The following is a 12,051-nucleotide window of genomic DNA, read 5'->3' as shown; positions in this document are numbered from 1 at the left end:
TCCCTACTGCCTACTCCCTACTGCCTACTGCCTCACGCCGCCTTCACCTCTTCCACCACCGCATCATTGTCCCGCGCGGCCTTCAGCACCTTGGCCCACCAGGCGACATCGTCGAGCATCGCGCCGGCGGCCTGGTTGAGATGGTCGATCTCCTCGAGCTTGTTGCCCTGCAGCACGGCGAGATAGTCCGGCCAGAGGATGTGCACGGCGGCCTTTGTCGGCGCCATCTGCATCTCGATCGCGATCTGGCGAAGCTGCTCGATGGCGCGTGCGCCGCCGACGCCGCCATAGCCGATGAAGGAGACCGGCTTGCGGTTCCATTCGCGGCCTGCATAGTCGATCGCGTTCTTCAGCACCGCGGTAGGGCCGTGATTGTATTCGGCGGCCGTGAAGATGAAGCCGTCGAGTTCCGCGACCTTGGCGCCCCATTTGCGCGCGACCTCGCTTTCAGGCGCCGCCCATGCGGGTGACTTCGCCTCTTCGAAGAAGGGCATCGGATAGTCTCGCAGGTCGACGATTTCGATGTCGAGATCGCCGCGCGCCTTTGCTATGCTGGCAATCCATTCTGTGGGCTTGTCGGCAAATCTGGCTTCGCGGGTCGAGCCGATCACGATACCGATTTTGGGTTTGGTCATGGTTTCACCTCTTGCGTTGGTATAAATTGGATACCGACACTATATAGGAGAGTGGTCAAATCCCTCGCAAGGAGGCACTTTTTTGAAACCAAGGCACGTTCACCGCAGTGAGGATTGCCGCGCCGTCAGCGAAATCCTGCAGCGCGTCGGCGACAAATGGACGGTGCTTGTCGTTGGCAAGCTCGGCGCTGGGCGCATGCGCTTCAGCGAATTGCGCACGGCGGTCGGCGGCATCTCGCAAAAAATGCTGACGACCACGCTGCGCGGCCTCGAGCGCGACGGCTTCGTCACGCGCACGCAATATCCGACCATCCCGCCCCGCGTCGAATACGAACTGACCGATCTCGGCTTCGAGCTGTTGGAGCCGGTCCACGCGCTCGGCGAATGGGCGCGCAAGAACACCGCCCGCGTCAACGAGGCGAGGCAGAAATTCGACGCAGCCTGTCCGGAAGGCAGGAGCGGCAGTCATTTTTGAGGCAGCAGGCAGTAGGCAGTAGGCAGTAGGCAGTAGGCAGTAGAAGGAATAGCGAAGAAACCGTTTGATCCAGCAGAGAGATCCTCTCTACCGCAAACTTTCTACTGCCTACTGCCTACTGCCTACTGCCTACTGCCTACTCGCTCACTTCTCCTCCGGCACCGCCTTCGGCCTGCCCTCGCTGTCCAGCGCCACCATGATGAAATCGGCGTCGGTCACCCTTTCCATCAGGTCGGTCAGATAGCGCTGCGCCCAGGCCTCGACCTTGAGCGTCATCGAGGTGCGCCCGACGCGGTTGACATGGGTGTAGACGCACAAAGTGTCGCCGATCTTCATCGGCTTGGCGAACGACATTTCCTTGACCGCGGCTGTCACCACCCGGCCCTTGGCCCGCTCGGCGGCCCGAATGCCGCAGGCCAGGTCCATCTGCGCCATCACCCAGCCGCCGAAAATGTCGCCGGCGGCGTTGGCGTCGGAGGGCATGGCGAGCGTGCGCAGCGTCAGTTCGCCCGTCGGCTGTCCGTTGGCGTAGTGGACCATGGCGCTTCCTCTCCATCTCTCTTCCTGCCGTAACGTTGCCAGCCTGTTGCGTCAACGAGAAGCCGGACCGGCAACACGGTCGCTTTTGTCACAAGCCATGCCGGAAGCCCCGGTGCCGAAGGCGCGCGCCTGCCCATAGGATGATTCAAAACATCAGGATGTTGGCCGGCGACCTTTCAAATTCCATGCAAAGCTATGATTTCATTATCGTCGGCTCCGGCTCCGCCGGTTCGGTTGTCGCCGAGCGCCTGTCGGCGAGCGGCCGCTTTTCGGTGCTGGTGCTGGAAGCCGGCGGCACAGATCGCCGCTTTTATGTCCAGATGCCGCTCGGCTACGGCAAGACCTTCTTCGACCCCGCCGTCAACTGGAACTACAAGGCCGAGCCCGATCCCGGCCTCGCCGGCAATGTCGACCACTGGCCGCGCGGCAAGCTTCTCGGCGGCTCCAGTTCCATCAACGCGATGGTCTGGATCAGGGGCAGTGCCGAGGACTACGACGCCTGGGCGGCGGCAGGAAATTCGGGCTGGGGCTACGCCGACCTCCTGCCACTGTTCAAGGTGATTGAGGACAACGAGGCCGGCGCCGACGAGTGGCGCAGCGTCGGCGGCCCTCTCCACGTTACCGACTGCTCGCGCTCCGTTCATCCGCTAACCGCGCGCTACCTCAAGGCCGGACAGGAAGCCGGCCTGCCGCTCAACCCGGATTTCAACGGCGCATCCCAGGAAGGCGTCGGCGTCTACCAGATCTCGACCCGCAACGGCCGCCGCATGTCGGCCGCCCGCGCCTTCCTGCGCCCCGCCATGAAGCGCAAGAACGTCCGCGTCGAAACCCAAGCGCTGGCGACGAAAATCCTCTTCGAAGGCAGCCGAGCAGTCGGCGTCGAATATATCCGCAACGGCCGCACCATCACCGCCCGCGCCGGCCGCGAAATCGTGCTCTGCGCCGGTTCGATCAACACGCCGCAGCTTCTGCAGCTTTCCGGCGTCGGCCCGGCCGATCTCCTGCGGTCGCTCGGCATCCCGGTCGTTCACGACAACGGCAACGTCGGCGCCAACCTGCAGGACCACCTCGGTATCAACTACACTTTCAAGGGCAAGGTCCCGACGCTCAACCAGTTGCTCCGACCCTGGTGGGGCAAGCTCTATGTCGGCATGCAATATCTGCTTTCGCGCAGCGGGCCGCTTTCGCTCTCGATGAACAATGCCGGCGGCTTCTTCCGCACCGACCCGCAGCTTGCGCGGCCGAACATGCAGCTTTATTTCCAGGCGTTTTCGACTGTCATCCCAAAAAACGGCGAGCGCCCGATCCTTACGCCCGACCCGTGGCCCGGCTTCTCCATCGGCCTGTCCAACTGCCGTCCGACCAGCCGCGGCTCGATCATGATCCGGTCGAACAATCCGCTCGATTATCCAAAGATCGTGCCCAACGCCTATTCGACCGAACAGGACGTCGCCGAGATGCTTGCGGCCGTGAAGTTCGTGCGTAGGATCGCCTCCATGCCCGCCATGGCCGAAATCATTGAGGAGGAGGTTTTGCCAGGCCCCTCGATCGCTTCCGACGAAGATCTGATTCAGGATTTCAGGAAGCGCTCGGGCACTGTCTATCATCCCGTCTCGACCTGCCGCATGGGCCCGGACCCGTCCGGGTCCGTCGTCGATCCACGACTGAAGGTCCACGGTCTCGCCGGCCTGCGCATCGTCGACGCCTCGATCTTCCCCGATAATATTTCCGGCAACACCAACGCGCCTGCCATCATGACCGGCGCCAAAGGCGCCGCAATGATATTGGAGGACCATAAATGACGGCGGGAACGTTCGCCCCCTCCACCATGCTTCGCATGGTCCCCCTCCCCCGCTACGCAGGGGAGGATCTGGCGGCGCCGCTGCTGATCCTCCCCCGTTTACGGGGGAGGGGGACCGCCGAGGCGGTGGAGGGGACAGGCTTTCTGCCGTCGGAGAGGACAGATCATGAAAATCACTGATGTCAAAACTTTCGTCGTCGGCAATCCGCCGCCCGGCATTGGCGGCAAATACTTCATCTTCGTGAAGCTCACGACGGACTCCAACGTCGTCGGCTATGGCGAGGCCTACAACGCCACCTTCTCCGCCCACCTCACGGCAAGAATGATCGAGGACCTGGCCGAGCGCTACCTCGTCGGCCGCGATCCGCACGACGTCGAAAACTTCTTCCGCCGCGCCTATTCGTCGGGATTCTCGCAGCGCCCCGACGTCTCCGTCATGGGCTGCTTCTCGGCGCTCGAAATCGCCTGCTGGGACATCATCGGCAAGGAAGCGAACAAGCCCATTTACAAGCTGCTTGGCGGCCAGGTGCACGAGGCGCTGCGCTCCTACACCTATCTCTATCCGCACACCGGCAGCGTTCATTCCGAGGACGCTGTGGGCAGGAACGTCTACAACGATCCCGACCTCGCCGCCGCCTGTGCGCTCGAATATGTCGAGCAGGGCTTCGACGCGGTCAAGCTCGACCCCGCCGGCCCCTACACCGCCTTCGACGGTCATCAACCTCGCCTTGCCGACATCGACCTATCCGCGCGCATGGTGAAGGCTATCCGCGAAGCGGTCGGCAACCGCGCCGACATCCTGTTCGGCACCCATGGCCAGTTCACCGCTTCGGGCGCGCTGCGCATGGCGCGAGCCATCGAGCCCTACGACCCGCTCTGGTTCGAGGAGCCGGTGCCGCCGGACATGCCGGAGGTGATGGCCGAGGCCGCCCGCGGCACCTCCATCCCGATCGCCACAGGCGAGCGCCTGACCACCAAGTTCGAATTTGCGCGGGTGATCGAAAACCGCGCCGCCACCATCCTCCAGCCGGACCTCGGCCGCTCGGGAGGCATTCTCGAAACCAAGAAGATCGCCGCAATGGCCGAGGCCTACCACATCCAGATCGCGCCGCACTGCTACTGCGGCCCGATCGTCGGCGCAGCCAACATCCAGCTCGCCGCCACCCTGCCCAATTTCCTCATTCTGGAGTCGCTCAAGCAGTGGGATGGCTTCCATGCCACGCTCTTGAAGAAAAAAATCGAATGGCAGGACGGCAATGTCATCCCTTCGAAGGAGCCCGGCCTCGGCGTCGAACTCGACGAAGCGGTCTGCGAGGCTCACCCGTGGACCGGCCAGGAGTTGCATCTGCAGATGGCGCAGGACCCGCTGTTTCCCTGAGCGTCGGGCGCCTTTTCGCCCTGCGCACCTCCTCAGGAGGCGCTCTGCCGGCGTTTCGCCGGCAGTCCGGCTGCCGCAAAATCGCGTTAAATTTCAATGTTCTAATATACGCCGCGGAATTGATTTTGCGGGCCGCTTGAATCGCTGTCTCGAGCGCTTGACGCAACGCGTCGGAGCGGCAGTCTCGCAGTTCAAGTTGGCGCCCATGTTCGAGGCAGCAATGCAAGAATAAGAGCTGTCACAACTTGCTGTATTGACCGTACGTTTTCGACATCTGGTCGAGTTCCGGCGCGTGGCTATTTACTATATCCCAAATTCCGCATGCACCCCCTGTTCCTCCCGCCGCGGAAAGATGTATGATTTATTAATAAAGTATGAATTACGGCCCTTCTATTGGCTGTCCTGTAACAGGTGGAGCAGTACCCATGAATCTCGCAAACATCCTTACGAGAAAGGATCCGCTTAGGAAGGCGTTCGTCACGCTCGAAGACGGCATGACTGACGTCCTCAACGAGGAATTCATGCTCCCGCCCGAACCCGAGACTGCATCCCCTGACAGCGAAGCAACGGAAGCTGTCGCGCTAGCCAGCGACGAATCGGAAGCTGTTGCGACAGACAGCGACGAACTCGCCGACGAGCTGGCCGAGCAGTTCGAATCCGAATTCGACGCCGAATTGTCGGCCGGGATTGAGGCCGACTCCGCTCCGGTCGAAGCTCCCCCTGCCCCGGAAGAGAATTCCGAGCGCCTCACCTCGCACACGCAGAACCGCCTCGCCGGCCTCGCAGCCGTGGACGAGGCCCGCAACAATATCCAGCAGGATCTGACCCAGATCAGCACGGCGCTTTCCAACATCGTCGCCTCGCAGAATCTGAGCCGCGAATTCCTCGACGATTGCTACGCAGACATCCGCCGCGCCAACGAACTCGAGATCATGAACGCGAACTACGCGGCCGAAAACCGCAGGCTCGGCGATCGCGTCGACAAGCTCGAAAAGCTGCGGGCCCGCTACGACCAGCTCATCGAGGTGCTGAAGCGGCGCGAAGGCAGGCTGATGATCGAGGCCGAGGATCTGCGTGAATCCCTGAGCTCGGCCAAGCTGGAAGCCGTCGAGGCCAAGAACGCCATCGCCCGCGCCGAATTCGTCCAGAGCGAACTCCACACCTCGCTGGCCGCCAGGAGCAACGAGGCCGAGCGCTACATGCGCGAGAACGAGATGCTCCGCGAAAAGAACGTCAACATCGCGCTCGATCTCGACAAGGCGCTGCAGCGCCAGGCCGAGACCCGCCGCAAGTACGAGGATCTGGCCGCGGTTCACGCCAGCGAGTCCGCGCTGATCGCCAAGACCACGGCCAAGCTTGCTAGCGAGGAGAAGGAAGCGGCGCGGCTGCAGAAGCTGACCGATACGCTGGAAGCGCGCCTGGTCGAGGCCAACGATCAAATCGCCAGCTTCAAGCGCGAAATGCACGAGCGCGAGGAGCTTTACCAGAGCGAGAACCATGCGCTGAAGGGCGAAATCCAGACGCTGCTGTCGCGGCTGAATGCGGGCGTCGCCGAGCAGGCCGAAACCGCATCCGAACTGACGGCGCTGAAGACCCGGTTGAACGAACTCGAATCCGAAAAGCAGTTCGCCGAACGTAAATATGCCGGTTTGGCCGCCGAGGTCGACAGCGAGCGCAAGGAGGCGATGCGCGATGGATCCGTCGAGGACGAAGCCGCCGGCGGCCTGAACGCCGAGCAGGCCGAGGCGATGCGCCAGCAGATCGCAGAGCTGACCAAGACCGTGCAGCGTCTGAAGCGTTACGAGAAACTGGCGAAGGTCCGCGTTAAGGCGGACGACTTCCCGACCACGTTCGGCGTCAAGCCCAAAGCCAAGAACGGCTTCCGGCCGAAGCTCGCGGCAGGCTGAGCGGAGCCGGTCAGGCGCTGGACGCTCGAAGCTGGACGCGCCTTCACGATGCGGCCTGCGGTGAAATCCTCATGCCCTTCATGCCGGCCAAAAGCCCCAGCGAGACAAGGCCTATAACGCCGAAGCCGGTGACGTAGAGCAGCGGCATCGGCTTGCCGCCGACAGCGTTCATCAGCCCGGCCGCAACCACGCCTATGCCGTAAACGCCGGCAAACAGCAGCGCCAGCCGCGCCAGTCCGGCGTCGCGCCGCGACAGAAAAAAGGCCACGGCGACGGTCACCAGCATCGCCGCGATCAGCCGCGAGCTCAACTCGTCCTGCGGCCAGTTGAACAGCTGCGGATATGGCGCGGTGGGAACGAGAAACAGCGCCGCGCCCCAGACAGCCAGCACCAGTCCGGCCAAAAGCAGCCAGCCCCGCACCGCCGCGCCCGGTGACGGCTGGGCCGCATCAACACGTCTCCCGCGCGAAAGTTCTAGCGCCGAGCCGACGCAGAGCACGATCACCACCGCGAAGAAGCCGTAGGTCACCGGGCGGGCGAAGTCGAAGCGGTCGAGATGCAGGAAGACCGCCGCCAGCGCCAGCGGCACGAGATAGGCCAGGATCAGTATGTAGAACAGCCGCTCGCGCGCAGCGCTCGGGTGTTCCAGCACGGCCACGCCGGTCACGCCGAATGCCAGCGCCGCCACGCCCAGCATTCGCGAGGCCAGCGGCGGCAGGTCCCAGGCAAAGCTCGGGGCGAGGTCGAGCCACCAGAACGGCGCGCCTATCAACCCGCCGACGGCCGTGGCGATCAGCACGAACCGGCCGACCGGCGACCCGCCGCCCTCGCCCGGCCCGCGGCCCCAGCGCGCGAAGGCCGCCGCCATCGCGGCCAGCAGCACGATCACCGCAACGCCGAACCACAGATCTTCAGTCATGGCTGCCCTCCCCCGCGCCCGGCGCGTTTACGGCCAGAATGCCACGATTCGCTGATTCACGAAGAGCGGACCACACAACAAAAGCCAGCGCGTCGGGGCGCCGGAGACGAAACGGCGGCGGATGATCACGTCGCGCGCGAATAGTCTGCGCTCCGCGCATGCGAAAAGGCCGGCCCCACAGGGGACCGGCCGGCCGTTATTCAAAATTGCTAGGCGATGAAAATCACATAGCCGCTTCGATGGCGGTGGCGTTGCTCGTTCCGTCCTCGAGCGTCACCTTGACCTTTGCGCCGGGGGCAAGCGCGTCGATCGCAACGTCTTCCGCCGCGACGACCGCAGTGCCGTCCTCCAGCGTGACGGTGCGCGTTGCCGGATCGACCGACTGCACCACGCCCTCGACGGTGGCTGCGTAGGCGGCGCCGATGAAGGCGAGCGAGGCGATGGTGGTTGCTAGGATCTTCTTCATGCTTGGTACTCCCGTTTGGGTTTGTCCGTTCGGCTACCGAACTGGCTGCCGTCGAACGACCTGGAAATAGGCCGGGCGATGATCCGCCGCAAATCACAAACGGTGAAGTTAATGCAACAATAACAATGGCTTAATTATGCCGCATTTGCCCAGATGCAGCCTGCTTACCGCTTCGCTCGCCGTCGGCGGGCCGGATTGTTACAGCCGCTTCGCTGCCTAATCACGTGCTTGGCGCAATTGGGCCGGCGCCGTGTTACCGCCCCTTCCCCGCCGGAATTTGCGCGACCGTCGATCACAAAAGCCCCAGATTTTTCGATGGCGAATTCGGCTTTTCGTTCTGCTACCGTTACGTCAGCATTGGAGGCGACCATGATTTCCGGACATCTTGCCCTCATCGTCGCTGCGGTCTTTGCCGGCGCGGCAGTCTACATCAACATCGCCGAACACCCTGCGCGGCGGAACCTCGACGAGCGGTCGATGCTCATCCAGTGGAAACCGGCCTACAAGCGTGGTTTCGCCATGCAGGCCTCGCTCGCGGTAGCAGGGTTTCTGCTCGGCTTGCTGGCGTGGTGGCAGACCGGCGGCTGGCTTTGGCTGGCCGGCGCCTTGGTCCTCATTGCCAACTGGCCCTTCACGCTGATTGTCATGATGCCCGTCAACAACAGGCTGATGGCGACGGATCCCGTATCGGCCGGACCGGATAGCCGCGAACTGCTGGAGAGATGGGCAAGGCTGCACGCCGTCCGCACAGCCCTGGGCTTTGCCGCAACGCTGCTGTTCCTCGCGGCGTCGCTTGGCTAACGCATGACAGGCGCAACGCCGAAGTCCGCCTCGCCCCGTCCCGAGCTTGTCGAAGGATGACGGGAAGAGGGTAAGGTCAGGGGCACCTTCTAGGCTGCCTCGATATCGTCCGACGCCCCCACCTTCCGCACCAGCGCGGCGATTGCAAGCAGCGTCGCCATGTCGGCGATCATCGGCTCGATATGCTTGCGGTAGTCGAGCGGCACGGAGATCGGCGGCAGCTCGAAGAAATCCTTGCTTGACGGCAAAAGCAGGAACCCGTCTTCGCCACGCAGCGCCACCCGCGCCGGCTCGTCCGGCCAGGTCTCGCCCAGCCATTGCAGCGCCTGCGCCAGCCGCCCTCTCACCAGCGGCTGCGCCGCCGTCGGATTGTCGGTCCGGAACTCATAATTCTCGTCCAGCTCGGCGACACCGCTGGTAATTTCCTCCAGATCCCCGTCGCCGAACAGCCCACGGAAGAACGAGGTCACCATGTTGGCCTTGTGCGTGGCGACCAGCAGTCCGGGGAAAGGCGCTATCGACTGGAACGCCAGCACCACGCCCTTGAATTTCGTCTCCTCCCTTTTTGCGAACCCTGTGGCGGCAAGGTCGGCCTCGTAGAATTCGAACGTGAATCCTTCGTATTTGCCCGAGACCGCATCATCGAAGTGCTGCCGGTCGAACCATCCGACCGCCTCGTGCGGCAGCCGGTCGAAGGAGAGCGGGGTCGCCTTGTTGCGGTAGTGAAAATCTTCGATGAAGCCGAAAACGATCGGCAGCAGATGCTCGCGAAATTTCTGCTGCGCGTCCCTCGCCGGCTTCGAAGCCGCCCAGAAAGCGAAGATGACCGCGATGAGCCCGCCGAGATAGAGATAGAGGTGCGGGGTGGAGTGCCATTGCTCATGCGGATCGGCGAAATCGTTGAACCCGATCGCCAATGCCACTACGGCTGCCGCCACCGCGGCGAGATATACCAGCAGGCGCCAGTTCACCCTCCTGCGCGCCCTCTGGCGTTCGCCTTCGTATGTTTCGATATCGGTCCTGATGCCGGCGACCACCGCCTCGTCCGGCATGAAATCCCTGGCCTCCATCCGCCGCCCTCCATCGCGGACAGTATCCGCGCCGGGCGATCATAGCTGTTTTTAGAGGAAAAATCTGCCAGCGCCGGACCGGACTCCGGCGCCAATTCAGTGGCGCCGGAACCGTGACCTTACGCTGTCGGTGCTAGGCGGCTTTCGCCGCCGGCGATTTAGCGGCCAAAGCGCCGCCGATGCGCTCCGACAGCCAGCCGAGCAGCGAACCGATCACCATGGAAACGACGATGTTGATCAGCGGATTGTCGATCAGCGACGCCGAAGTCAGCGTCCCGAGCTTGCCGGCCAGCAGGGCATAGCCGGCAACACAGGCGAAGCCGTAGACCGATGACGGAATCGAGCCGAAAGCGCCGACATTGGCCGCAAGCACCATGGCCGCGGCGCCTATCCCGACGCAGATCCCGGCCGCAAGCGGGACGCCGAGGCCGCCGGCCAGCGTCGTCGTGCCCACCAGCGCCGCCCAGCCGATGACCGCGCCCAATATATGTGCCGGAATATTGGTCTTCAGCGCGGCTTCCTTGCCGCCCGAATGGTAAAATGCCGCCCAGGCGACGAATGCTGCCCATATCTGCAGGCCTAAAGCGGCAAACGGCCCGACGAAAAGCCAAGTCGCAACGCCGCCGAGAACTCCGATACTGATTGCAAGTGCTGTGAGCAAAGGCATGTCAAATCCTCCAACCGGATTCCGTAAGCAATCACACAGCGTGTGACTTGCCTCATGACAGTGCCCTGCTGCCTACAAAATCAGCAATGTTCCCCTGCGTCAACTTGCCTTCGGCGCCGTCCCCAGCTTTGCGCCCGCGCGCCGTCATGGCGCGCGATGCAATCGTCCGCTGAGCAGTACCTTGACGGCCCCGAAAGCAGTCCCGACGGACTATTCCCCGGCGTCGAGGATGTAGCGATCAGCCGGGTTCTTGAAGTATTTCCAGCCGCGGTCGCGCGAGCGGGCAAGTGCGGCCCGATAGACGGCATCGATCTGCGGCAGGATCTTCTGCGGCGACAATCGTTCGGCGACCGCGGCTCGGTCGAGCGTGCCCGCCTGCCGCCGCAGGCCTTCGTCGCGGGCAAGCCGTTCCACCGCCCGCGCCATGGTCTCCACGTCGCCAGGCGCAAAAATCCGCTCGGCCGGCAACAGGTCCGCCATGTTTCCCACATCGGTCGAAACCGCCGGCACCTCCTGCGCCATCGCCTCCAGCGGTGCGATTGGCGCCTCCTCCACGACCGACGTGAACAGGAAAATATCCATCGCCGCCGCGAGTTCCATCGCGTCGGCGCGCGGGCCGGCAAGATGCACCCGCCCTGCGACCGCCGGGTCGCCAAGCGCTTCATGCCAGCCGGGCATTGCCTCCTTTTTCGCGGGAAAGCCGCCGATCAGCAGCAATTCGGCGTCGAGTCCGGAAGCGATCAGCCGCTTCAGGATGCGGATCATGTCGATCTGGGTCTTTCGCACGCTGATCGCGCCGGTCGAGCCGAGCAGCAGCGCATCCCGCCTGATGCCGAGCTTTTGCCGCGCTTCCGCCCGCCTTTGCGGCGAAACAGGCGCCAGCGCCGACGCGTCGAACATGTTGGGCACGACGTGCATCCTGCTTTTGGAGACCAGGAGCCGCTTTGTGTAGTAGTCGGCGGTTTGCCGGCTAAGCCCCACCACCGCATGTGCAAAGCGCCACGGCAGTTGAAACTGCCGCGAATGCGCCGTCATCACCGCCGGTGCGCCGTCGGCGATGGTGAAGACCATCAAAAACTTGTTGGCCCGGCTGCCATGCGCATGGACCAGCGTACGGCCCCAGTCGCGGATTGGGTAGCCGGTGGCGCGCAGATCGGCAGGAATGGTCTTGAAGCTCGATTCCAGCATCTTGATCGGCCCGGCAAAGCTTTGCCGGCCAATCCATGATTTCCTCGAATGCACCAGCATCAGCTCGTGCCCGGCCTTGATCTGCGCGTCGATCAGAATCTTGGTGCTCGTCGCCACCCCATTAAGTGAATCATGACCTACAAGGTGGGCGATCTTCATGGGTGGCTTTTCTATGCCGGTCCGCGCCGGAGGAACGAGCGCGGC

The 12,051-nt window shown here is 63.4% G+C and carries 12 protein-coding genes; 5 read left to right on the top strand and 7 right to left on the bottom strand.

Annotated elements, in window-relative coordinates; all coding sequences use genetic code 11:
• Window positions 1–32: 32 nt before the first annotated feature.
• Entirely contained in the window at window positions 33–635 is a 603-nt protein-coding gene (locus tag MAXJ12_RS09710) for an NADPH-dependent FMN reductase (protein ID WP_008835653.1), read from the bottom strand.
• 82 nt (window positions 636–717) lie between these two features.
• On the opposite strand from MAXJ12_RS09710, the gene MAXJ12_RS09705 reads away from it, so the two are divergent.
• Window positions 718–1,110: a winged helix-turn-helix transcriptional regulator gene (locus MAXJ12_RS09705; protein WP_008835652.1), complete on the top strand. Its 393-nt coding sequence runs from the start codon at window positions 718–720 to the stop codon at window positions 1,108–1,110.
• A 144-nt stretch (window positions 1,111–1,254) separates the two neighbouring features.
• On the opposite strand, the gene MAXJ12_RS09700 is transcribed toward MAXJ12_RS09705, so the two are convergent.
• A complete protein-coding gene (locus tag MAXJ12_RS09700; RefSeq protein ID WP_008835651.1) occupies window positions 1,255–1,650 on the bottom strand; it encodes an acyl-CoA thioesterase in 396 nt (131 codons plus the stop codon).
• A 185-nt stretch (window positions 1,651–1,835) separates the two neighbouring features.
• Here MAXJ12_RS09700 and MAXJ12_RS09695 point away from each other — a divergent pair, with 185 nt between their 5' ends.
• The 3 genes from MAXJ12_RS09695 to MAXJ12_RS09680 all read left to right on the top strand — a co-directional run bounded on the left by MAXJ12_RS09695 (window position 1,836) and on the right by MAXJ12_RS09680 (window position 6,736).
• Complete coding sequence (locus MAXJ12_RS09695; protein WP_040585594.1) at window positions 1,836–3,452, top strand: GMC family oxidoreductase; 1,617 nt, start codon at window positions 1,836–1,838, stop codon at window positions 3,450–3,452.
• A 165-nt stretch (window positions 3,453–3,617) separates the two neighbouring features.
• Window positions 3,618–4,829, top strand: a complete 1,212-nt coding sequence (locus MAXJ12_RS09685; protein WP_008835648.1) for a mandelate racemase/muconate lactonizing enzyme family protein — start codon at window positions 3,618–3,620, stop codon at window positions 4,827–4,829.
• Window positions 4,830–5,254: 425 nt separating this feature from the next.
• The gene (locus tag MAXJ12_RS09680) at window positions 5,255–6,736 is read left to right on the top strand and encodes a coiled-coil domain-containing protein (protein ID WP_008835647.1); all 1,482 of its coding nucleotides are present in this window, start codon (window positions 5,255–5,257) and stop codon (window positions 6,734–6,736) included.
• Window positions 6,737–6,779: 43 nt separating this feature from the next.
• On the opposite strand, the gene MAXJ12_RS09675 is transcribed toward MAXJ12_RS09680, so the two are convergent.
• Both MAXJ12_RS09675 and MAXJ12_RS09670 read right to left on the bottom strand, forming a co-directional pair.
• Window positions 6,780–7,655 carry a hypothetical protein gene (locus tag MAXJ12_RS09675; protein WP_008835646.1) on the bottom strand — a complete coding sequence of 292 codons (876 nt, stop codon included), beginning with the start codon at window positions 7,653–7,655 and terminating at the stop codon, window positions 6,780–6,782.
• Between the two features lie 223 nt (window positions 7,656–7,878).
• On the bottom strand, window positions 7,879–8,121 hold the full coding sequence (locus MAXJ12_RS09670; protein ID WP_008835645.1) for a DUF1344 domain-containing protein: 243 nt from the start codon (window positions 8,119–8,121) through the stop codon (window positions 7,879–7,881).
• Between the two features lie 369 nt (window positions 8,122–8,490).
• On the opposite strand from MAXJ12_RS09670, the gene MAXJ12_RS09665 reads away from it, so the two are divergent.
• A complete protein-coding gene (locus tag MAXJ12_RS09665; RefSeq protein WP_008835644.1) occupies window positions 8,491–8,922 on the top strand; it encodes an anthrone oxygenase family protein in 432 nt (143 codons plus the stop codon).
• An 89-nt stretch (window positions 8,923–9,011) separates the two neighbouring features.
• On the opposite strand, the gene MAXJ12_RS09660 is transcribed toward MAXJ12_RS09665, so the two are convergent.
• The 3 genes from MAXJ12_RS09660 to MAXJ12_RS09650 all read right to left on the bottom strand — a co-directional run bounded on the left by MAXJ12_RS09660 (window position 9,012) and on the right by MAXJ12_RS09650 (window position 12,006).
• Window positions 9,012–9,992 (bottom strand): DUF3137 domain-containing protein, encoded by a 981-nt coding sequence (locus MAXJ12_RS09660; protein ID WP_008835643.1) that lies wholly within the window; start codon window positions 9,990–9,992, stop codon window positions 9,012–9,014.
• 133 nt (window positions 9,993–10,125) lie between these two features.
• Window positions 10,126–10,659 (bottom strand): DUF1097 domain-containing protein, encoded by a 534-nt coding sequence (locus MAXJ12_RS09655; protein WP_008835642.1) that lies wholly within the window; start codon window positions 10,657–10,659, stop codon window positions 10,126–10,128.
• A 210-nt stretch (window positions 10,660–10,869) separates the two neighbouring features.
• Window positions 10,870–12,006 carry a glycosyltransferase family 4 protein gene (locus MAXJ12_RS09650; RefSeq protein ID WP_008835641.1) on the bottom strand — a complete coding sequence of 379 codons (1,137 nt, stop codon included), beginning with the start codon at window positions 12,004–12,006 and terminating at the stop codon, window positions 10,870–10,872.
• Window positions 12,007–12,051 lie beyond the last annotated feature (45 nt).

Origin of the sequence: Mesorhizobium alhagi CCNWXJ12-2, from assembly GCF_000236565.1 — a bacterium.
GTDB classification, from domain to species: domain Bacteria; phylum Pseudomonadota; class Alphaproteobacteria; order Rhizobiales; family Rhizobiaceae; genus Allomesorhizobium; species Allomesorhizobium alhagi.
Note: the sequence above shows the minus strand (reverse complement) of the source record. Positions and strands in the feature narration are given on the sequence as shown.